General features: G+C 67.9%; 17 protein-coding genes. 14 read left to right on the forward strand and 3 right to left on the reverse strand.

The window, feature by feature from the left end; genetic code table 11:
• The first annotated feature begins 20 nt into the window (after positions 1-20).
• The 12 genes from ACG10_RS09485 (at position 21) to ACG10_RS09540 (ending at position 16,426) form a co-directional block, all read left to right on the forward strand.
• The gene (locus ACG10_RS09485; RefSeq protein WP_089168027.1) at positions 21-1,718 is read left to right on the forward strand and encodes a methyl-accepting chemotaxis protein; all 1,698 of its coding nucleotides are present in this window, start codon (positions 21-23) and stop codon (positions 1,716-1,718) included.
• Between the two features lie 188 nt (positions 1,719-1,906).
• A complete protein-coding gene (locus ACG10_RS09490; protein ID WP_089168028.1) occupies positions 1,907-3,634 on the forward strand; it encodes a methyl-accepting chemotaxis protein in 1,728 nt (575 codons plus the stop codon).
• A gap of 233 nt (positions 3,635-3,867) precedes the next feature.
• The gene (locus ACG10_RS09495) at positions 3,868-5,595 is read left to right on the forward strand and encodes a methyl-accepting chemotaxis protein (RefSeq protein WP_089168029.1); all 1,728 of its coding nucleotides are present in this window, start codon (positions 3,868-3,870) and stop codon (positions 5,593-5,595) included.
• 126 nt (positions 5,596-5,721) lie between these two features.
• Positions 5,722-6,096 carry a chemotaxis response regulator CheY gene (cheY, locus tag ACG10_RS09500; RefSeq protein ID WP_269768822.1) on the forward strand — a complete coding sequence of 125 codons (375 nt, stop codon included), beginning with the start codon at positions 5,722-5,724 and terminating at the stop codon, positions 6,094-6,096.
• A gap of 22 nt (positions 6,097-6,118) precedes the next feature.
• Positions 6,119-6,802 (forward strand): protein phosphatase CheZ, encoded by a 684-nt coding sequence (gene cheZ, locus ACG10_RS09505; RefSeq protein ID WP_089168031.1) that lies wholly within the window; start codon positions 6,119-6,121, stop codon positions 6,800-6,802.
• Positions 6,803-7,263: 461 nt separating this feature from the next.
• Positions 7,264-8,436, forward strand: coding sequence for a flagellar biosynthesis protein FlhB (gene flhB, locus ACG10_RS09510; protein WP_198319041.1), 1,173 nt, complete (start codon positions 7,264-7,266; stop codon positions 8,434-8,436).
• Positions 8,433-10,514 carry a flagellar biosynthesis protein FlhA gene (flhA, locus tag ACG10_RS09515; protein ID WP_089168033.1) on the forward strand — a complete coding sequence of 694 codons (2,082 nt, stop codon included), beginning with the start codon at positions 8,433-8,435 and terminating at the stop codon, positions 10,512-10,514. Before flhB ends, flhA begins: the two co-directional genes overlap by 4 nt.
• Positions 10,515-10,517: 3 nt before the next feature.
• Positions 10,518-12,797, forward strand: a complete 2,280-nt coding sequence (gene flhF / locus ACG10_RS09520; protein WP_089168034.1) for a flagellar biosynthesis protein FlhF — start codon at positions 10,518-10,520, stop codon at positions 12,795-12,797.
• The gene (locus tag ACG10_RS09525) at positions 12,797-13,342 is read left to right on the forward strand and encodes a hypothetical protein (RefSeq protein WP_089168035.1); all 546 of its coding nucleotides are present in this window, start codon (positions 12,797-12,799) and stop codon (positions 13,340-13,342) included. The genes flhF and ACG10_RS09525 overlap by 1 nt, the downstream gene beginning before the upstream one ends.
• Complete coding sequence (locus tag ACG10_RS09530) at positions 13,339-13,773, forward strand: flagellar protein FlhE (protein WP_089168036.1); 435 nt, start codon at positions 13,339-13,341, stop codon at positions 13,771-13,773. Before ACG10_RS09525 ends, ACG10_RS09530 begins: the two co-directional genes overlap by 4 nt.
• A 183-nt stretch (positions 13,774-13,956) precedes the next feature.
• Complete coding sequence (locus ACG10_RS09535) at positions 13,957-14,652, forward strand: RNA polymerase sigma factor FliA (protein ID WP_089168037.1); 696 nt, start codon at positions 13,957-13,959, stop codon at positions 14,650-14,652.
• Positions 14,653-14,728: 76 nt separating this feature from the next.
• Positions 14,729-16,426: a PilZ domain-containing protein gene (locus ACG10_RS09540; protein WP_232487225.1), complete on the forward strand. Its 1,698-nt coding sequence runs from the start codon at positions 14,729-14,731 to the stop codon at positions 16,424-16,426.
• Positions 16,427-16,460: 34 nt separating this feature from the next.
• Here the strand turns inward: ACG10_RS09540 and ACG10_RS09545 are convergent, their stop codons facing one another.
• From ACG10_RS09545 to ACG10_RS24735, 3 genes are all read right to left on the reverse strand, one after another.
• Positions 16,461-16,832, reverse strand: a complete 372-nt coding sequence (locus ACG10_RS09545; protein ID WP_089169839.1) for a flagellar protein FlaG — start codon at positions 16,830-16,832, stop codon at positions 16,461-16,463.
• 94 nt (positions 16,833-16,926) lie between these two features.
• Positions 16,927-17,172: a hypothetical protein gene (locus tag ACG10_RS09550; RefSeq protein WP_089168038.1), complete on the reverse strand. Its 246-nt coding sequence runs from the start codon at positions 17,170-17,172 to the stop codon at positions 16,927-16,929.
• Between the two features lie 82 nt (positions 17,173-17,254).
• Positions 17,255-18,766, reverse strand: coding sequence for a FliC/FljB family flagellin (locus ACG10_RS24735; RefSeq protein ID WP_089168039.1), 1,512 nt, complete (start codon positions 18,764-18,766; stop codon positions 17,255-17,257).
• A 378-nt stretch (positions 18,767-19,144) separates the two neighbouring features.
• Between ACG10_RS24735 and ACG10_RS09560 the strand changes: the two genes are divergently transcribed.
• Positions 19,145-19,966 carry a motility protein A gene (locus ACG10_RS09560; protein ID WP_089168040.1) on the forward strand — a complete coding sequence of 274 codons (822 nt, stop codon included), beginning with the start codon at positions 19,145-19,147 and terminating at the stop codon, positions 19,964-19,966.
• The gene (locus ACG10_RS09565) at positions 19,963-20,790 is read left to right on the forward strand and encodes an OmpA/MotB family protein (protein ID WP_089168041.1); all 828 of its coding nucleotides are present in this window, start codon (positions 19,963-19,965) and stop codon (positions 20,788-20,790) included. The genes ACG10_RS09560 and ACG10_RS09565 overlap by 4 nt, the downstream gene beginning before the upstream one ends.
• Positions 20,791-21,050 lie beyond the last annotated feature (260 nt).

Below are 21,050 nucleotides of genomic sequence, written 5' to 3' on the forward strand. Positions count from 1 at the left end.
TAGTTTTCGAGGAGAATTGCATGCTGGGTTTCTTGCGCAGTCTGAGCATCCGGACGATCGTCAGCACCACGCTGGCCTGTTTCGCCCTCCTGATCGGCAGCGTCGCCGCCCTGGGCTACCTCAGCACCGAGAGGGCCAGTCAGGCCTTCGAGGAGCGGGCCCTGACCGCCACGCGCTTCAATCTGGTGCTCCAGAGCGATCTGTTCCGGCTGAAGTCCTTCACGCGCCTGGTGATGGGCGGCAAGCTCGCCGCCGGTACGCAAATCGACGATTCGGTCCGCGAGCAGTACCGGGCGGCGACCCAGAAATGGATCGATGGGGGGCGCAAGACGCTGGCGGACCTCGAGGCCATGCCGCCGTTCGCCGAAGCGAAGGGACGCGAACTGTTCGGACTGGCGATTGCGAGCCTCAACGAGTCCCTGGCGGGCAGCGAGCAGTTGCTGCAGGCCTGGAGCGCGGCGGATGGCGCGACCTTCGACCGGCTCGAAAGAGACATGACGGACCGGCTGGCGCCGAAGACCTTCAAGGCCGTGGCGGATATCACGGCCTATCTTGCCGCCGAGGACGACCGGCAACAGACCAAGCATCACGATGACATCGTGACCTCCGCCGTCCTCGGTGGGCTCGCACTGACTGTCGCCCTGCTGCTGATGCTGGCCCTGCGGGCGCTGCTGCTGGGCTTCGTGGTCAGGCCGGTGAGCGAGGCGGCGGAACATGTGCAGCGCCTGGCGCGGGCGGACCTCTCGCAGCCGATCCCGGTGACCTCGGGCAACGAGATCGGCCAGCTGCTGGGCGCGCTGCGCGAGATGCAGGAGAGCCTGGTGCGGATCGTCGGCAGCGTGCGCGCCGGCAGCGGCTCGATCCTGGTCGGCGCGCAGCAGATCGCCGGCGGCAACGCCGACCTGTCCTCACGCACCGAGCAGCAGGCCGCCTCGCTGGAGGAAACCGCGGCGAGCATGGAGGAGCTGACCGCGACGGTGAAGCAGAATGCCGACAACGCCCGCCAGGCCAGCGCGCTGGCCAACGACGCATCGGGCACTGCCGGGCAGGGCCGCGAGGTGGTTGGCCGGGTGGTGGAGACGATGCGCGAGATCAGCGACAGCTCGCAGCAGATCGCGCAGATCGTCGGGGTGATCGACTCGATCGCCTTCCAGACCAACATCCTCGCTCTGAACGCCTCGGTGGAGGCGGCGCGTGCCGGCGAGCAGGGCCGCGGCTTCGCGGTGGTGGCCGGCGAGGTGCGCAACCTGGCGGGGCGCTCGGCGGAGGCGGCGCGGGAGATCAAGGCGCTGATCGAGGCCTCGACCAAGCGGGTCGGCGACGGCTCGCAACTGGTGGAGCAGGCGGGCAAGACCATGGAGGAAGTGGTCAGGTCGGTGCACCGGGTGACCGACATCATCGACGAGATCTCGGCGGCCTCGCACGAGCAGAGCGAGGGCATCGGCCAGGTGAACACGGCGATCGCGCAGATGGACGAGGTGACGCAGCAGAACGCGGCGCTGGTGCAGGAGGCGTCGGCGGCGTCGGCCTCGCTGGCCGAGCAGGCGCGGCATCTGGAGGAGGCGGTGGCGGTGTTCCGGCTGAGTGCGGAGCAGCAGCGCTCCTCGAAGGAGGAGGCGCGCGTCGCGCGGCCGCTGGCGAAGCCGAAGGCAGTGCCGGAGAGGGCGCCTGGCAAGCCGGCCATGGCCACCGCCGAGGAGCAGTGGGCAGAGTTTTGACTTGGGGCGCTCGGCGATGAGCAAGGCAGAGCAGATTCTGCCGAGGGGCGTCGTCGAGTGCATGTCGGGAACTGGCATTCCAAATGAACGACGAGCGACGCCGTGCTGCGCCAAACGGGCCCCGTCCCTTCGGGTTGCGCGGCAACGCGGCTCACGCCAAATCGTCAACAGGCCCTATGGGAGGAAGTATGCGGAATTTTTTGCAGAGCCTGAGTATCAAGGCGATTGTCACCATAACCCTGATTCTCTTCGCACTCCTGCTGGGTATCGTTGCCGTGCTGGGTTACGCCAGCAGCGAGATGTCGAACGGGGCGATCACCGATCGGACCCGGACCGCCACCCGGATCGAGTTGCTGTCCCAGACAGACAGGCTGCGCCTGAGAACCTCTCTGTTGCTCAGGGGCTATGCCACCGCCGATAACGGGGAGTCTGGGGTGCATTCGGACAAGCCAAAGCAACAGGCAGCCGTCCAGGACATGTTCAAGGCGACCTACAAGAGTCTGGCGGACTTCCGGGCTATGCCGCCCGTCTCCACTGAAGAAGGACGCCGGCTAATGGAGGTGGCGGTGACTGCCTTCGTCGAGACGTTGGAGGCGCTCGACAGGCAGTATCAGGCCTGGGTCAAGGAAGACTTCGAGGCGTATTACAAAGCGGAGGAAGTGCTGAGAGTCAAGCATGGCCCGCAGATCTTCAAGGCCATAGAAGAGGCTTCCGCCCACCTCAAGCTCCGTGGCGATCAGCAGCTGGCCGACTATCACTCCAGCCTCAAGGGGTTCGCCATCATCGGCGGGATCTCCATGATCGTCGCCCTGTTCCTGATGCTGGCCCTGCGGGCGCTGCTGATGGGCTTCGTGGTCCGCCCGGTGGGCGAGGCGGTGGGATACGTGCAGCGCCTGGCGCGGGCGGACCTGTCGCAGCCGATCCCGGTGACCTCGGGCAACGAGATCGGCCAGCTGCTGGGCGCGCTGCGCGAGATGCAGGAGAGCCTGGTGCGGATCGTCGGCAGCGTGCGCGCCGGCAGCGGCTCGATCCTGGTCGGCGCGCAGCAGATCGCCGGCGGCAACGCCGACCTGTCCTCACGCACCGAGCAGCAGGCCGCCTCGCTGGAGGAAACCGCGGCGAGCATGGAGGAGCTGACCGCGACGGTGAAGCAGAATGCCGACAACGCCCGCCAGGCCAGCGCGCTGGCCAACGACGCATCGGGCACTGCCGGGCAGGGCCGCGAGGTGGTTGGCCGGGTGGTGGAGACGATGCGCGAGATCAGCGACAGCTCGCAGCAGATCGCGCAGATCGTCGGGGTGATCGATTCGATCGCCTTCCAGACCAACATCCTGGCGCTGAACGCCTCGGTGGAGGCGGCGCGTGCCGGCGAGCAGGGCCGCGGCTTCGCGGTGGTGGCCGGCGAGGTGCGCAACCTGGCGGGGCGCTCGGCGGAGGCGGCGCGGGAGATCAAGGCGCTGATCGAGGCCTCGACCAAGCGGGTCGGCGACGGCTCGCAACTGGTCGAGCAGGCGGGCAGGACCATGGAGGGGGTGGTGAAGGCGGTGCAGCGGGTGACCGACATCATCGACGAGATCTCGGCGGCCTCGCACGAGCAGAGCGAGGGCATCGGCCAGGTGAACACGGCGATCGCGCAGATGGACGAGGTGACGCAGCAGAACGCGGCGCTGGTGCAGGAGGCGTCGGCGGCGTCGGCCTCGCTGGCCGAGCAGGCGCGGCATCTGGAGGGGACGGTGGCGGTGTTCCGGCTGAGTGCGGAGCAGCAGCGTGCGCAGCCGCAGGAGGGCCGCGGGGAACGGCGCGCCGCTCCGCAGCCGGCGCAGGCCCGCAGGGCGGAGAAGCACCCGCTTTCGCCGGCGAAGGAGCGCGCCAGGCCAGCCGCGACCGTCGCCGAGGAGCAATGGGAAGAATTCTGATCGAGGCGTCCGGCAGAGCGGGCGTGAATGAATCGTGCCGGGGCACAGGTTCCGGTCATGGCTCTAGCAGGCTGGTGCGCACGGGCGCCAGCCGGGCAGCAGGAGATGCTCCTGATGCCAATGAGAGGTGTCGCTTGCAAGCGAAATTTTAAGTTTTAAGAAGGCAGTCGCCCCCGGGCGGGCGTAGCTGCCCAGATTTCAAGGCTGTACCGGCAGCCGATGAGGAGATGTTGATGGTGGGTTTCTTGCGTGGTTTGAGCATAAGGACGGTGGTCACCGCCACCCTTGGCTGTTTTGCGTTGCTGTTGGCCATAGTCGCCGGACTGGGTTACGGGGGGACCAGGCTGGGTGATCAGGCCCTCGAGGACCGCACCCGAACCGCGACCCGGATCGATCTGTTGCGTCAGGCCGACATGCTGCGCCTGAAGGCCTTCGCGCGTCTGGAGGCCTACGGCAAGATGAACCTGGTCGCCCAGGTCGCGCTTGCGGAGCGGCAGAAGCAGCAGGCCGAGCTTCACGAGCTGATCACCGAGGCCAGCAAGACCCTGGCGGACTTCCAGGCCATGCCGCCGTTCGCCAAGGAAGACGGGCGCAAGCTGCTCGAGAGGGCTGCCGTGAGCCTGGCCGAGTCGCTGGAGAGCCTCGATCAGCAACTGCAGGCCTGGGCGAAGCTCGATACCGCAGCCTACGACCAGCTCGAAAACGACATGATGTTCAAGAGCGGTCCGCAGATCGCCAAGGACATCGCGGACACCATGGTCTATCTCGAAGCCCATGGCGCGCACCAGCTGGCCGACTATCACTCCAGCCTGATGACCTTCGCCATCATCGGCGGCATCTCCCTGGCTGTCGCCCTGTTCCTGATGCTGGCCCTGCGGGCGATGCTGATGGGCTTCGTGGTCCGTCCGGTGACCGAGGCGGTGGGATACGTGCAGCGCCTGGCGCGGGCGGACCTGTCGCAGCCGATCCCGGTGACCTCGGGCAACGAGATCGGCCAGTTGCTGGGCGCGCTGCGCGAGATGCAGGAGAGCCTGGTGCGGATCGTCGGCAGCGTGCGCGCCGGCAGCGGCTCGATCCTGGTCGGCTCGCAGCAGATCGCCGGCGGCAACGCCGACCTGTCCTCGCGCACCGAGCAGCAGGCCGCCTCGCTGGAGGAAACCGCGGCGAGCATGGAGGAGCTGACCGCGACGGTGAAGCAGAATGCCGACAACGCCCGCCAGGCCAGCGCGCTGGCCAACGACGCATCGGGCACCGCCGGGCAGGGCCGCGAAGTGGTCGGCCGGGTGGTGGAGACGATGCGCGAGATCAGCGACAGCTCGCAGCAGATCGCGCGGATCGTCGGGGTGATCGATTCGATCGCCTTCCAGACCAACATCCTGGCGCTGAACGCCTCGGTGGAGGCGGCGCGTGCCGGCGAGCAGGGCCGCGGCTTCGCGGTGGTGGCCGGCGAGGTGCGCAACCTGGCGGGGCGCTCGGCGGAGGCGGCGCGGGAGATCAAGGCGCTGATCGAGGCCTCGACCAAGCGGGTCGGCGACGGCTCGCAACTGGTGGAGCAGGCGGGCAAGACCATGGAGGAAGTGGTCAGGTCGGTGCACCGGGTGACCGACATCATCGACGAGATCTCGGCGGCCTCGCACGAGCAGAGCGAGGGCATCGGCCAGGTGAACACGGCGATCGCGCAGATGGACGAGGTGACGCAGCAGAACGCGGCGCTGGTGCAGGAGGCGTCGGCGGCGTCGGCCTCGCTGGCCGAGCAGGCGCGGCATCTGGAGGAGGCGGTGGCAGTGTTCCGGCTGAGTGCGGAACAGCAGCGTGAGCAGCCGCAGGAGGTTCGCGGGGAACGGCGCGCCGCTCCGCAGCCGGCGCAGGCCCGCAGGGCAGAGAAGCACCCGCTTTCGCCGGCGAAGGAGCGCGCCAGGCCGGCTGCGACCGTCGCCGAGGAGCAGTGGGAAGAGTTTTGAGTGGGGCGACCGCCCGACAGGTCGATGACGCAGGGGCGCTTTCCGCGCCCCGTTTTGCATGCCACGGCGGGTTTCGACGAACTGCCCGCCCTTGATCGCGAGAGGACCATAATGGCCGACAAGAACATGAGCATCCTGGTGGTGGACGACTTTCCGACCATGCGCCGGATCGTCCGCAGCCTGCTCAAGGAGCTGGGCTTCAACAACGTGGAGGAGGCCGAGGACGGCCAGGACGCGCTGAACAAGCTGCGCGGCGGCGGTTTCGAATTCGTGGTGTCGGACTGGAACATGCCCAACCTGGACGGCCTGGAGATGCTCAAGCAGATCCGCTCCGACGACGGGCTCAAGCACCTGCCGGTGCTGATGGTGACCGCCGAGGCGAAGAAGGAGAACATCATCGCCGCGGCGCAGGCGGGCGCCAATGGCTATGTGGTCAAGCCTTTCACCGCCGCGACCCTGGAGGAAAAACTGAACAAGATCTTCGAAAAACTGGGCAAATGAACGCGGGGGAGGAGGCAGGTCCATGAGCGCCAACGAGCTGAACGGGGCGGGTTGCACCGCCAACCCCGAGGATTTGATCCAGCGTATCGGCCAGCTGACCCGGATGTTGCGCGACAGCATGCGCGAACTGGGGCTGGACAAGGAGATCGAGAAGGCGGCCCAGGCGATCCCGGATGCGCGCGACCGTCTCGGCTACATCGCCGCGATGACCGAGCAGGCTGCCGACCGGGCGCTCAACGCCGTCGATCGTGCCCAGCCGATCCAGGACGAACTGGCCGAGGGCGCGAAGGCGCTGGACGAGCGCTGGCAGGCCTGGTTCGCCGATCCGCTGGAACTGGATCAGGCCAAGGCGCTGGTCAGCGACACCCGTGCCTATCTGGGCGCCGTGCCGCAACTGACCCAGGCGACCCAGAGCCAGTTGCTGGAAATCCTGATGGCCCAGGACTTCCAGGACCTGACCGGCCAGGTCATCAAGAAGATGATGGAAGTGATCCAGGAGATCGAGCACCAGCTGGTCCAGGTGCTGATCGACAGCGTGCCCGACGGCGACGAGCAGGCGGTCCTGAGGCGCCTGGCCGAGGCCGAGTGGGAGCCGGTCGACGATCACAAGAAGCTGCTCAACGGGCCGCAGATCAAGCCCACGCCGGGCGATGCGGTGGCCAACCAGGATCAGGTCGACGACCTGCTCGCGCAGCTCGGCTTCTGAGGCTCAGTCCTTTCAAGGTCGTTGCGTGAACTCCCCCGATAATCGATCGGGAGAAAGGCGCCGAAGCGTCCCCTGCAACGTGCCCACGCAGGAGCGTGGGCACGATCATCCCCGTCGTTTGATGGCTCCCACGCTTTTGCGTGGGAGCCCAGGGCCGGGCGCTCCGGCGCCGCAGGGGCCCCAGTGCCCCTGTGGCGCGCCCACGCGGAAGCGCGGGCAGATCAAAGTCTCGAAAAGCAAAAGACCTTGAAAGGATTGCTTCTGAGGTCCGCTGTCCCTGCCGCCGGGCGGTCTGCGCCTTTCGGCGCGGGCCGCACGCTTTCGCGGTACGCCGCTTGCCCGTGCCAATCGCCACATAAGCACGGCATTCGTCGTGCTGTTCGGGTGATGGCTATTCGGCATGGCCATGCAGAATGGCCGCCGTTCATCTGCACGAGTCGCCAGCGGCGCACCGGTGGGCCATGGCTGACGAGAGCAGCGATCAGGAAAAGACCGAAGCGGCGAGCCCGCGACGCCTGGAAAAAGCCCGGGAAGAGGGGCAGATCGCCCGTTCGCGCGAACTGACCACCTTCCTGCTGCTGCTGAGCGGCGTGGCGGCGCTCTGGGGGATGGGGGAGCTGCTCCATGAGCGGCTTTCACAGGTCATGGAGCAGGCCCTGCTGTTCGAGCGCGCCCAGGCCTTCGATGCGGCCCGCATGCTGGCGCGTTTCTGGGAACTCGGCGAGAGCACACTGTTCACGCTGCTGCCGCTGTTCCTGCTGATGGCGGTGATGGCCCTGGTCGCGCCCTCGCTGCTCGGCGGTCTGCTGGTTTCGGCCAAGGCGCTGCAGCCGCAGCTGGCCCGGCTCAATCCGCTCAAGGGCCTCAAGCGGATCTTCTCGACCCAGGCGCTGGCCGAACTCGGCAAGGCAATCGCCAAGACCGTCCTGGTTGGCTGGGTGGCGGTGTTCCTTCTGAGGAAATACATCGACGAGCTGATGGCGCTGTCCGGCATGCCGATCCAGCAGGCGCTGGCCGATGCCATGCGCCTGATCGCCCTGTCCTGTGGGTTGATCGTGCTGGCGCTGATCCTGGTGATCGTCCTGGACGTGCCCTACCAGCTGTGGAGCCATGCCAGGAAGCTGCGGATGAGCAAGGAGGAGCTGCGCCAGGAGCACAAGGAGTCGGAGGGCGATCCCCACGTCAAGGGGCGCATCCGCTCGCAACAGCAGGCCATGGCCCGCTCACGGATGATGAGCAAGGTGCCGACGGCCGACGTGATCGTCACCAACCCCACCCGTTTCGCCGTCGCGCTGAGCTACCAGGACGGGCAGATGAGCGCGCCGCGGGTGGTCGCCAAGGGCACCGACGCGGTGGCCGCGCGCATCCGCGAACTGGGCGGCGAGCACGGCGTGCCGCTGCTGGAGGCTGCGCCCCTGGCGCGGGCGCTCTACTACCACGTCGATCTCGACCGGGAAATCCCGGTCGAGCTGTACACCGCCGTGGCCGAGGTGCTGGCCTGGGCCTACCGCCTGCGGCGGATGCGCGAGGAGGGCGGCGAGATGCCGGAAACCCCGCGCGACCTGCCGGTGCCGGAAGGCATGGACGAGCGCACCCGGCGCGGCAAAGAATCCGAGGAATCGCAGACCCGATGAAAGCACTGACCGATCTACTGGGCCAAGGCTCCTGGCAGGGGCGGGCGGACCTCAAGCTGCTGGCCGGGCCGGTGCTGATCATCCTCATCCTGTCGATGATGATCCTGCCGCTGCCGCCCTTCGTCCTCGACCTGTTCTTCACCTTCAACATCGCCCTGGCGATCATGGTCCTGCTGGTGAGCATGCTCACCGAGAAGCCGCTGGACTTCGCCGCCTTCCCGGCAATTCTGCTGTTCACCACCCTGCTGCGCCTGTCGCTGAACGTCGCCTCCACCCGCGTGGTGCTGATGGAGGGCCACCAGGGCACCGGCGCCGCCGGCAAGGTGATCGAGGCCTTCGGCGAGTTCCTGGTCGGCGGCAATTTCGCCGTGGGCCTGGCGGTGTTCCTGATCCTGGTGATCATCAACTTCATGGTCATCACCAAGGGCGCCGGGCGCATCGCCGAGGTGGGTGCGCGCTTCACTCTCGACTCCATGCCCGGCAAGCAGATGGCCATCGACGCCGACCTGAATGCCGGCCTGATCGGCGAGACCGAGGCTCGCCAGCGGCGCCGCGAGGTGGCCCAGGAGGCGGAGTTCTACGGTTCGATGGACGGCGCCAGCAAGTTCGTCCGCGGCGACGCCATGGCCGGCATGGTGATCATGGCGGTGAACATCGTCGGCGGCCTGCTGATCGGCATGCTGCAGCACGACATGGCCTTCGCCGACGCCGCCCATACCTACGTCATGCTGACCATCGGCGACGGTCTGGTGGCGCAGATCCCGGCGCTGGTCATCTCCATCGCCGCCGGCGTCACCGTCTCGCGGGTGAATACCGAGCAGGACGTCGGCCAGCAGATGCTCGGCCAGCTGTTCAGCCGGCCGCAGGTGCTGATGCTGACCGCCGCGGTGATCGGCCTGCTCGGCCTGGTGCCGGGGATGCCCAACGTCGTCTTCCTGCTGTTCACCGCGCTGCTCGCCGGCCTCGGCTGGTGGCTGGGCAGGCGCGAGCAGGAGCGGCTGGTCGAGCAGGTGGTCAACGAGGTGCCGGTGGCCAGGATGGAGGCCCCGGAGGCCAGCTGGGACGACGTGCAGCTGGTCGATACCCTGGGGCTGGAAGTCGGCCACCGGCTGATTCCGCTGGTGGACAACCGCCAGCAGGGCGAGCTGCTGGCGCGGATCAAGAGCGTGCGCAAGAAGTTCGCCCAGGACATCGGCTTCCTGCCGCCGGTGGTGCACATCCGCGACAACCTGGAGCTGGGTCCGAACGCCTACCTGATCACCCTCAAGGGCGTGGAGATCGGCCGCGGCGAGATCCATCCGGGCAAGTGGCTGGCGATCGATCCCGGCCAGGTCAGCGGGCGCCTCGAGGGCGTCGCCACCACCGACCCGGCCTTCAACCTGCCGGCGACCTGGATCGATGCGAACCTGCGCGAGCACGGGCAGATCTACGGCTACACCGTGGTCGACGCCGGCACGGTCACCGCCACCCACCTCAACCACCTGCTGCACCGGCATGCCGGCGACCTGCTCGGACGCAGCGAGGTGCAACGCCTGCTGGACAAGCTCGGCGAGGAGAACAAGGCCCTGGTCGAGGAGGTGGTGCCCAAGCTGGTCCCGCTCAGCACCCTGCAGCGCATCCTGCAGGCCCTGCTGGAGGAGGACGTGTCGATCCGCGACATGCGGACCATCCTCGATGCCCTGGCCGAGCACGCCGCCGCCCATCCGGGCGATGTCCAGGAGCTGACCGCCCTGGTGCGCGTGGCGCTGGGCCGGGCCATCACCCAGCAGTGCTTCGGCAGCCGCAACGAACTGCACGTCATCGGTCTCGACCTGCAGCTGGAGCAGGTGCTCCTGCAGGCGGTGAACAACGGCGCCCTGGAGCCGGGGCTGGCCGACAACCTGATGCAGCAGACGGAAACCGCCCTGGCCCGTCAGGAGGCCAACGGCGAACCGCCGGTGCTGGTGGTGCCGCACCGGCTGCGCGCGCTGCTCTCGCGCTTCCTGCGCCGGCGCCTGCGCCACCTGGTGGTGATGTCCCTGGTGGAGCTGCCCGACGACCGCTCCCTGCGCGTGACCAGCCTGATCGGAGGGAAATGATCCATGAGCGTCAGACGTTTCGTCGCGGCCAGCAGCCGCGAGGCCATGCGCCAGGTGCGCGAGATTCTCGGCGAGGACGCCCTGATCCTGTCCAGCCGTCCCGTCGCCGAAGGCGTGGAAATCCTCGCCCTGGCCGAGGAGGAGCAGCAGGCCGTCCAGGCGGCCGCCGCCGTTCCCGCCGCGCCGGCAAGGCCGGCCGCCCCCGCGGACTATCGTCAGGTAGCCACTGCCGCCCAGACCGGGCGACCCGCCGCGCCTCTGCCTACAGCGGTGGACCTCGACTTCGCCGCCCTCGGTCAGCGTCTGCTCGGCGAGATGCAGGACATGCGCGCCTTGCTCGACCGGCGGATGCAGGCCCCGGCGGCGAGCGGCGGCTGTCGCGGGCCGCTGCGCCAGCGCCTGCTCGGCGCCGGTTTCGGGCCCTGCCTGAGCGACGAGATCCTCGCCGGCCTGCCGGGCGAGCTGGCCACCGGCTCCGCTGCGGCGCCCGCCCTGCAGGCCTGGCTGGAACGCCAGCTGGAGGCGCGCCTGCCGGTGCTCGAGGACGAGGCCGGCCTGCTCGACGAAGGCGGGGTGATCGCCCTGGTCGGTCCCACCGGGGTGGGCAAGACCACCACCGCCGCCAAGCTCGCGGCGCGCTACGTGATGCGCCATGGCCCCGGCCAGGTGGCGCTGATCAGCACCGACAGCTTCCGCATCGGCGCCCACGAACAACTGCGCATCTACGCCCGCCTGCTCGACGTCGAGGTGCACACGCTGGCCGCCGTCGCGCCGCTCGAGCCGCTGCTCGCCGGCCTGGCCGGCAAGCGCCTGATCATCATCGACACGGTCGGCATGAGCCAGCGCGACCGGCGGCTGCTGACCCAGATCAACCAGCTCGGCGCCGCCGGGCGCCCGGTGCGGCTGATGCTGCTGCTCAATGCCGCCTGCCACGGCGATACCCTGGAGGAGGTGGTCGGCACCTACCAGCGCGCCGCCCTGGCCGCCGGCACCCGGCTGCGCGACTGCATCGTCAGCAAGTGCGACGAGGCCGCGCGGCTCGGCCCGGTGCTGGACATCCTGATGCGCCACGGTCTGCGCCTGAACTACCTGTCCAGCGGCCAGCAGGTGCCGGAGGACCTGCAGGTGGCTGAGGCCAGGCCGCTGCTGCAGCAGGCACTGGCGGTCAGCCAGCCGTCGCCGTTCGTTTCCGACGGCGAGGCCGAGGGCACCGGACGGCGACTCGACAGCTGGGCCCGCGGCCTGTTCGGCCGTGGCCGCAGCCTGGCCGCCGCGTTCGAGACGCTGCGCCGCGAGCTGGACGGCTTCGCCCTGCTGGAGCGCGCCTGGCGCCTGGCCGCCCTGCCGGCCGGCGTGCAGGGAGAGCGGCTGGCCCGGCTGCTGGAGGCGTGCGACGGCGAATCCGTCGACGCCGGCGCACCACGACAACTGCTCTGGGGCGGCGGCAAGCCGGTGCCCGGCGCCACCTGGAACATGCCGCTGCTGAGCCTGGACCCGGAGGGCCGCCTGCAGCTGCGTCCCTGGCTGGCCCATCGGCTGCCGAGCGGGCACGAGCAGCGTCTGGACTGGGCCTTCGAGCGCCTCCGGGCGCGCCGGCATTTGCTGCCGGCGGCGCCGGAGAGCGGACTCCTGCAGGCTCTGGCGCGGCTGCGCAGCCCCTGGATCGGCGCCGCCAGGCCCGGCAACCGGGTCGAGTTCCAAGGCGAGCGTCACAGCCTGGCCCGGCTGGCCGCCGTCGCCGAAGCCCACGACAGCCTGCAGTTGCGGCACCGCGGCCGGCCGCTGTGGCTGGAGCTGCGCCATCTGCCGGTCCGCCTGCGTGCCGCCGGCGAACGCGCCGGAGAAGCGATGCCCTGGCCGGTCGAGGCCTGGTTCGGCACCCTGCGCGATGGCGACAGCGGCCAGCCGCTCGGCCAGCGCCACTGGCTGGCCTGGTCGCCGGAGCCGGGCCGCCGGGCGCTCGCCGAACAGGCCGACGGGGTGCGCCTGCTGCTGGCCTGCGACGATCTGCCGGCGCTGACCCTGCGTGCCTGGCAGGCCCTCGGCGAGGTCCAGGGAGCCTTGCAGACGGAGCTGCGGCTATTCCTCGCCGCCGCGCTGGCCGCCGGCGCCAGCCGCCTGGACCGCTCCGCCGAAGACTGGGCGATGGACCTGCGTGCCCGGCTGGCCGGCCTGGGCGGCGGGCGGCGTCTGCGCGGCCCGGCCCAGCAGCTCGATGCCCTGCTGCATCTGCTGGCGGCCGGCGATGCCTTCCGCCAGCTCGGCGGCGAGTTCGAGCCCTGATGGCTGCTGCAGAGGATGGCGACGGCTTCGGCCCGCTCGACCAGGCCGCCGGGCTGCGCCGCTGGGCGGAGCAGCAGGGGGCGGGCGGCGGGGAGCCGTCCGTCGCCGCGCTGTCCTCAGGGATTCCCGAGGCGCCGCGCCCGACCCTGATGGTGGTCGGCCTGCCGAGCGGTGCGCAGCGCCAGCGTCTGGAGCGGGTGCGCCAAACCCTGCAACGCTGGCAGGCCAACGGCCATGCCTGGGTCGGCGATCCGGCCCGCTGGCAGCTGGTCGCCCTGGACGAGGACAGTCCGCACCTGCACACCCTGGCCTGCCAGCAGCCGCGCTGGGCCCTCTGGGTCGAAGGCGATCCGGACGGCTTCCGCCGCGCCTATCGGTGCCTGCGCCGCCTGCGCGAGGGCGGCGGGCCGACCCGGCTGCTGGTGCTGCATCCGGGCTTCGCCTCGCACGCGGGGCTGCTCGACAACCTGCGTCAGGCTGCGGGCGCCTTCCTCGAGATCGAGTTGCTGCTGCTGGCCGAGCGGCCGGAAGGCCATCCGGTATGACACCGGGCAGCCGCGCAAGGGCATTCGGTTCATGCCTTCCGGGCGGGCTGCTGGTCATCCTGTCGCTGCTCCTGCCGCTCTCTTTGCCCGCTGCGGAGGCCGCACCGGGCAGCTGGCAGGCGCGGATTCCCGGCCTGCGCCTCGCGGTGCCCGGCCGGGAGCGCGCGTCCGTCCCCCTGCAGCCGCCGGACCTTGCCCGGCAGCGGCGCCTTGCCGGGGTGCGCTGGCGTTTCGAGCTTCCGGCCGGCGCGGCGGTCCGCGCCTGGCTCTGCCATCCGGAACGCTGCATCGAGCTGCCCCGCAGCCGGGGGCGCAGTTCCGCGCTGGCCGGGCTGGATGCCGGGCAGCCGCTGCAGTTCCGCTTTCGCCTGGCGCCGCGTGGCGAAGCGCAGCAGGTCGGGGCAATCGAGCTGCTCGTCGAATACCGCTGAGAGGAGCATCCGCCGGCCATTTCGCAAAGCCCGGAATAGCCCGTTTCCCCGGCGACTGTTCGGAGCTTTCAGGGCTCTTCCGCGAGGCGAAAATGCCAAGCGGAGAGCCTCCGTTCGGCCAGGACCGGCCCCGGCAGCGCCGGATGGGGACAGGCCGTCTTTCGTCAGCTCCAGGTCAGTGGAATGTATACGGCACAGGGCAAAATCAGACAGCGCGACCTGCTCGAGCAGCACCTGCCGCTGGTGCGCCGGCAGGCCCTGAACCTGCAGACCAGGCTTCCGCCCAGCGTCGAGCTGGACGACCTGATCCAGGCCGGCACCATCGGTCTGCTCGACGCCATGTCGCGCTACGATGCCGGGCAGGGCGCGAGTTTCGCCACTTTCGCCAGCCAGCGCATCCGCGGCGCGATGCTCGACGAGCTGCGCAGCCGCGACTGGGTGCCGCGCAGCGTGCGGCGCAATGCCCGGGCCCTGGAAGACGCCCTGCGTCAGCTCGAGCAGCGCCTCGGCCGGCCCGCCGAGGAGCGCGAGATCGCCGCGGCCATGGGGCTGGAGCTGGCCGAGTACCGGCAACTGCTGCTGGACAGCAACGGCAGCCAGCTGCTGGCCATCGACGAGCTGGGTGAGGACGAGGTGGACGCGATGAGCGTCGGTCACTACGCCTCGCCCTTCGCCGAGCTGGCCGAGGGGCGCGACATGGAGCGGCTGGTCAAGGCCATCGAGGCGCTTCCGGAGCGGGAGAAGCTGGTGCTCGGCCTGTATTACCAGGAAGACCTCAACCTCAAGGAAATCGGCGCCGTGCTGGGCGTCAGCGAATCGCGCGTCTGCCAGCTGCACAGCCAGGCGGTGGCCCGCCTGCGCAAGGGGCTGGCCGGATAGCCGCCGTATGCCGGCTCGTGGTGGCCGGCGCAAGGGCACAAGAACAGGGCGCCGAAGGGAGGACGCCGGGCAGATCATGAAAATGGCACAGACCGACGATGCCTATGCACGCATCGACAATCCAGACGAATGTCGCGCGTTGCTCGAGCAGTTGTGCGAGCGGGGTGGCGCCCAGCTGGAGGGGCTCGCGCCGGACAATTCGTCCGTGCCCGTCCTGCTGATGGAGGTCGTCGCCGGGAGGCGGCTGATCCTGGACCTGACCACGGTGCCCGCCGTGGCTGCCCATCTGGAGGCGGGACAGGCGTGGCGGCTCGCCGGCTGGGTGGCCGGAACCCAGTTGCGCAGCGCACCGCTGGGCATGTGGCAGCGGCTGGCCGTGGCGGGCCGCGTTCAACTGGCCTGTGCCTGGCCGGAATGGCTGGAGACCCGGCATCGGCGGAGTACTTTCCGCGCCAGGCTCAACACCCACATGGTGGTGGATGTGGAGGTGCAGATGGGCGCCGGCGACCGTCCCTTCCACGGGCGCCTGCGGGACCTGTCGCTGGGCGGCTGCCAGGTCGAGCTGCCGGCCAGCGCCGCCCCCGACCTGCAGGTCGGACAGGATCTGCAGCGGCTCGGTTTGCGCTTTCCCAATGGCCAGCAACTGGAGCTGCGGGGCCAGATCCGCCATCGGCGGCTCAATGCCGGCTGGCAGACGCTCCGCTTCGGCTGTGCCTTCGCCGCTCTGGGGGCCGCGGATGAGCGGCGGCTCTGGTTCTATGTGCGGGAGATCGAGCGGGAAAGCGCCCGCAGCGGCATGGATGGCGATCCTTCGCGCATGCCCTCGCCGCTGTTCGTGCCCGCGGGCGAGGCGGCGCCCGGCGTCCAGCGTCCGCACGGGCTGGATTACGCGACGCCGATGGCCCGGCGTCTGGCGCGCCTGGCGGTGTACCTCAACGGTCTGCTGGTGCAGTTGCAGCAGGGGAGCGAGATCGACCCGGCGCAGCTGTCCTGGCATTGCGACTTTCTGCTCGGTCTGCTGCACGAGGAGCGCGAGGCCGTGCTGTTCGCGGTGAATTGCCTGGTGGACGACCCGCCGCTGATCCAGCACTGCATCGCCGTGGCCACGCGCCTGAGCGACCTGGCCCGCAGTCGCGGCCTGCCGCCCGATCTGGTCAAGAGCATCTGCGCCTGCGCCCTGGTCCACGACCTGGGCAAGGGACTGCTGCCGCCGTCGCTGGTGCGCAGCGACTCCTTCGACGACGGGCAGCGTACGGCCTTCGCGCAGCATGTGCCGTTGCTGCGCGAGCGGCTGGTGCGCTGCAAGTGGCTGGCCGAGGCGGTGATCAGGGGCGTCGTCGAAGAGATCAACGAGCGTCTCGACGGCAGCGGATACCCGCGGGGCCTGGGCGCCGGGCAACTCGGCGAGCTGGCGCGGATCGCCGCCGTCGTCGATGTGATCGACGCCATGGGACGGGTCCGCCCGGATCGCGCGGAGCAGACCATTAGCAGCGTCTACCGCCAGTTGATCGGCCGCGAGGGGCAACTCGACAAGCACTGGTGCCAGTATTACGCACGGCATTTCGGGCTGGTCCCGATCGGCTCGCTGGTGCGCTTCAGCGCGGGTGGCCTGGGCTGGGTCGAGCGCCTCGACCGCAAGGGCGCCATCCTCCAGGTCCGCTTGACCGATCAGCCCTCCCTGCGCGGCGCGACCCTCAGCGCGCCGATTTCGGGAAGCGAACTGGCCGCCCTGGGCCCCATCGAGGGCATCGTCCTGCCGGAGGCGAGCGACTGAGAAAGCCTGAGCGCAGTCCCAGGCAGGACTGCGCTCAGGCTTGTTCCCGCAGCAGAACCCCGCGCAGCTGTTCGAGGCTTTCGGCGATCCGCAGCACCTCCTCGCTGGGAATCTGCCGGATCAGCTCGCCGCTCTCGCGGTCGACGATCGCGGTGACCACCCGCGGCCCGGGCTCCTTCAGGTGGAACTCCACCCCGTAGTTGCCCAGCACCTCGTTGATGCGCTGCACCGGCTCGACCAGCTCCTCGCGGGCGACCAGCCCCGGCTGCGCGCCCTCGGCCTGCGCCGCGGCGCTGCCGGCGGCCGGCGGCAGCTCGTCCAAGGCGTTTTCCAGACGCTGGCGCGGCGTCAGATTGGTCAGGGGCGAATGGGGAAGGGTAGCGGCATCGTTCATGGGGGAACTCATGATCATATCCTCCGTAGCAAGCAGATAGGGCTATATGACCTCTCTATCGGATGCGGAAATGAAGTCTTGAGGCTCTGTCTGCACTCAATCTGGATCAATTCGTGTTTTTCCATGCAATCCCGTTCAACGGGTCGGAAAGGGTGGGCACGGTTCCAGGCGCTTCGTCGATATGGCGTTGCCGCTCCATAAGGGTGCGGCCCTGCAGTGCATGCAGGGCGATGTAATCCTCTTTCAGCGTCACAGTGCAGCCGGAAGCCTCGAACTGGTTCAGCAAATTCTGGATATCGGCGAGCAGGGCATCCAGTTCGCCGATGATGTGTAAACAGTCTTCCTCGCGCATGGGCATCGTTCCGCCTGTAAGGTTGCAAACAACAAAAAGGGCCGGCTTTCGCCGACCCTCTTTGGTACTGCTATGCCGGATATTAACCCAGCAGCGACAGCACGCTCTGCGGGATCTGGTTGGCCTGGGCCAGGACCGAGGTGCCAGCCTGTTGCAGGATCTGAGCCTTGGTCATGTTGGCCACTTCCACTGCGTAGTCGGCGTCTTCGATGCGCGAGCGAGCGGCGGAGAGGTTGGTTTCGTTGGTCTTCAGGTTGGTGATGGCCGAATCGAAACGGTTCTGGATGGCACCGAGGTCGGAGCGCAGGGTGTCAACTTCTTTCAGTGCGTTGTCCAGTGCTGCCAGGGGGTCCGCGGTCAACTGGTCGCCGAGGGTCACTGCACCGGTAGCGGTGTCGACTTCGGCCTCGTAGTAGACGTCGTTGCCGTCGGCGTCGGTACCCTTGACCACATAGCCGCTGCCGTCTTCCATGGCGAAGACTTGGGCGCTGTCGCCGACCAGGCTGGTGTCCAGGCCGGAGGTATCGATGGTGACTGCCGGGTCGGGGTTGCTGATCTGGTCAAGCGCAGTGCCTACCTCGGCATCGAGTGTGCCATCTGCAGCAGCGGAAGAGTCATAGCTTACAGTGCCGGCAGCGAAATCAACGGTTGCAGCGACATAGGTGTCAGCGCCGAGCTTGATGTGATAGTTGCCGTCGGACGTCAGATGCAGGGTCGGCTGGGCTGCAACATTGTCATCGCTGCGACCAGTGATATCGTCGGCCTGCATGACCACGCCGCCACCGACATGGACTTCCTGGCCAGCAGCGGCGGTTACGGTGCCGCCGGGGGCTGCTGCGGTGCTGGAGTCGAACTCCAGGGCATTGGTTGTCGTATTATAGGTGGCTGCAGCAACGGTGGCGCCGCCATCGGAGGAAACATACAGTTGATCTGGGTTCGCGTCGTCAACATAGACGGCCCAGGTAGCAGCGCCGGCATTGTCGGTGAAGCTGAAGTCTTCCAGATTGCGCGAAGCCGGAGCCAGTTCGGTCGTCGCAGTAGCTGCCAGATCCTCCGTGTTGAGGGTGTTGGTAACATCGAAGGAGGCCAGACCCAGAGTGGTCTTGTTGATTTCCTTCAGGTTGATGCTGATGCTTTCGCCATCATTGGCGCCGACCTGGATATTCAGGGTCTGCTCGGCATTCAGCACTTTGGTGCCGTTGAAATTGGTTTCCTGGGAGATGCGGTCGATCTCTTCCAGGCGCTGGTTGATTTCAGCCTGGATGGAGGCACGGTCTTCGGGGGAGTTGGTGTCGTTGGCTGCCTGTACGCTCAGCTCGCGGATGCGTTGCAGGTTGTCGTTGACCTGGTTCAGCGCGCCTTCGGCTGTCTGGGCGACGGAGATGCCGTCGTTGGCGTTGCGCTGGGCTTGGGACAGACCGGTGATCTGCGAGCTCATGCGGTTGGCGATGGCCTGACCGGCAGCATCGTCCTTCGCGCTGTTGATGCGCATGCCGGAAGACAGGCGCTCCATGGCGGTGGTCAGAGCGCTTTGCGATGCGCCCAGGTTCTTCTGGGCGATCATCGAGGTGATGTTGGTATTGATGACGGACATGTTGCGTTCCTTCTCTAAAGATTGAGCGCCAGAGGCGAGCTGCGCTGCGCGGTGGCTTCGCGGCTGGCGACAACGGCGCCGTTGGCCGTTATCCCGACTATCGGCGGGCGGGGCGGGAGCTTTAGGGGCGGGCGAGATTTTTTTGACGCGGTGCTTTGTCCTGTTTCTGTCGGCAGGCGTCGCTTTGTCCGGACACTGCTCAAAGAGTCTGTGGCGTACGTGCCTGCTGCGCCATGATCGGTGACGACTTCGCCAGGGAGATGCGCAGCCTGGCGGGCTTCGAAGCGCAGAGCATCGCCGCGTAGCGGGGCGTATTCAGAAAACCGCTCCACGGCCGATAGGTATCCAATCGAGCCTGTCGCATTTTCGGAGTCCCGCATGAATCCCTCAACGCTCATCGGCATGCTCGCCAGCATCGCGCTGCTGGCGGTGGTCCTGGTCTTTTCCGCCGAAGATCCGGCGCTGTTCATCGATCTGCCGAGTCTGGGTATCGTGCTGGTGGGCACCCTGGCGGCGACCTTCATCAGCTATCCGCTGGGCGAGGTGCTGCGGGTGTTCAGCCTGATCGGCACGGTGATGCGCAACGAGCGGCTATATAGCGAGGATGACATCGAGGAGCTGGTGAAGATCTCCCGGCTGTGGATGGGGGGCGATTTGCGCGCGGTGGAGAAGGAGTTGGGGCAGGTCAACAATCCCTTCCTGCGTACCGGGGTGCAGTTGGTGATCGACATGACGCCCGAGGAGGACATCCTCGAGCTGCTGCAATGGCGAATCTCCCGTCTGCGTGCCAAGGAGCATGCCGAGGCGCAGTTGTTCCGGGTGATGGCCGGCTATGCGCCGGCATTCGGCATGCTCGGCACGTTGGTGGGGCTGGTGAATCTGATGTTCCTGCTCGGCGACGGCGACATGACGGCTATCGGCCGGCAGATGGCGGTGGCGCTGATGACTACCCTCTACGGGGTGCTGCTCGCCAACCTTGTATTCAAGCCGGTGGCGGTGAAGCTGGAGCGGCGTACCGAGCAGCGGGTGGTGCTGATGAACATGGTGCTGCAGGGTATCTCCATGATGTGCAACAAGCGCAACCCGGGCCTGATGCGCGAGACGCTGAACTCGTTCGTCGCTCAATACCAGGATGAGATTCGCGATGGGGGGAGCGAGTCGCGCGACTCGGGGCCGGATGAGGGGAGCGCCCGGCAATGACCGAGCCATTGGAGAGTCCGGCCATCGGTTCCGTTGGCGCAGCGCGCAAGGCATTGCTGGAGCGTCAGCGTCAGTTGGAGCAGGAACTGGCTCAGGCTCGCCAGGCAACGCACATGGCCAGGCGCCAGACCGCCAATGCGGTCCGCGAGCCGGACTCCGAGGGGGGGACGGAAGGCTGGCTGATAACCTACCTGGACATGATGACTCTGCTACTGGTGCTGCTGGTGGTGATGCTGGCCTTCGCTGGCAAGGGCAAGGGGGCTGGAGAGCTGCCGCAGTCGCTCAAGCCGCTGTCCGAAGGCGTTTTGCCGGCTGGCAGCGGCCTGCTCGAGCAGGCCGGCCGATCTCTGCGCAACGGGGAGTCGGACTCTACCAGTAATCCCCTTCAAGGGCTGCCAGTGGATCAGCTGGGCAAGGATATCGAAGTGATCGTGAAAGAAGGCTCGGTGAGCTTTCGCATCAGCAGCGAGATCCTCTTCAGTTCCGCGCAGGTCGACCTGAGCCTGGAGGGGCTGCGCGTACTGCAACAGTTGGTTCCGGTGCTCAACAGCAGTCGGCATGGCATCGTGGTGGTGGGGCATACCGACTCGTTGCCGATCCGTAGCACGCGCTTTCCCTCCAACTGGGAGCTTTCCGGGGCGAGGGCCGGCAGTGTGGTGCGCTATCTGGAGTCCAACGGAGTTGCCCGCCAGCGCATGCGTGCAGTGGGCCTTGCCGATACCCGGCCGCTGGCCGACAACTCGACCCTGGAGGGGCGTGCCAACAATCGGCGGGTGGAGCTGATCCTGGAGACGCCGCAGGCTGCGGAAATGTCGGATGATTGAGAGGGAGAACGACTGGATAGTGAAAGAGTTCAATTAAAGGTTGACGCCCCGATTCGAGGCCCTATAATGCGCCCCACTTCCTCCGCAGGAGCTGCGTAAGCCCTTGAAAATCAAGGGGTTGGCTGCAGGTTCTGGAGGGTTGGGAAGGCAGGCGGTGGCGGTGAAGGAAAGTTCATCGAGGCGCTTGACAGGTTCGAAGGCTGCTGTAGAATGCGCGGCCTCGGTTGAGACGAAAGGCTCAAACGAAACGCTCTTTAACA

The organism is Azotobacter chroococcum, assembly GCF_002220155.1.
Classification (GTDB): Bacteria; Pseudomonadota; Gammaproteobacteria; order Pseudomonadales; family Pseudomonadaceae; genus Azotobacter; species Azotobacter chroococcum.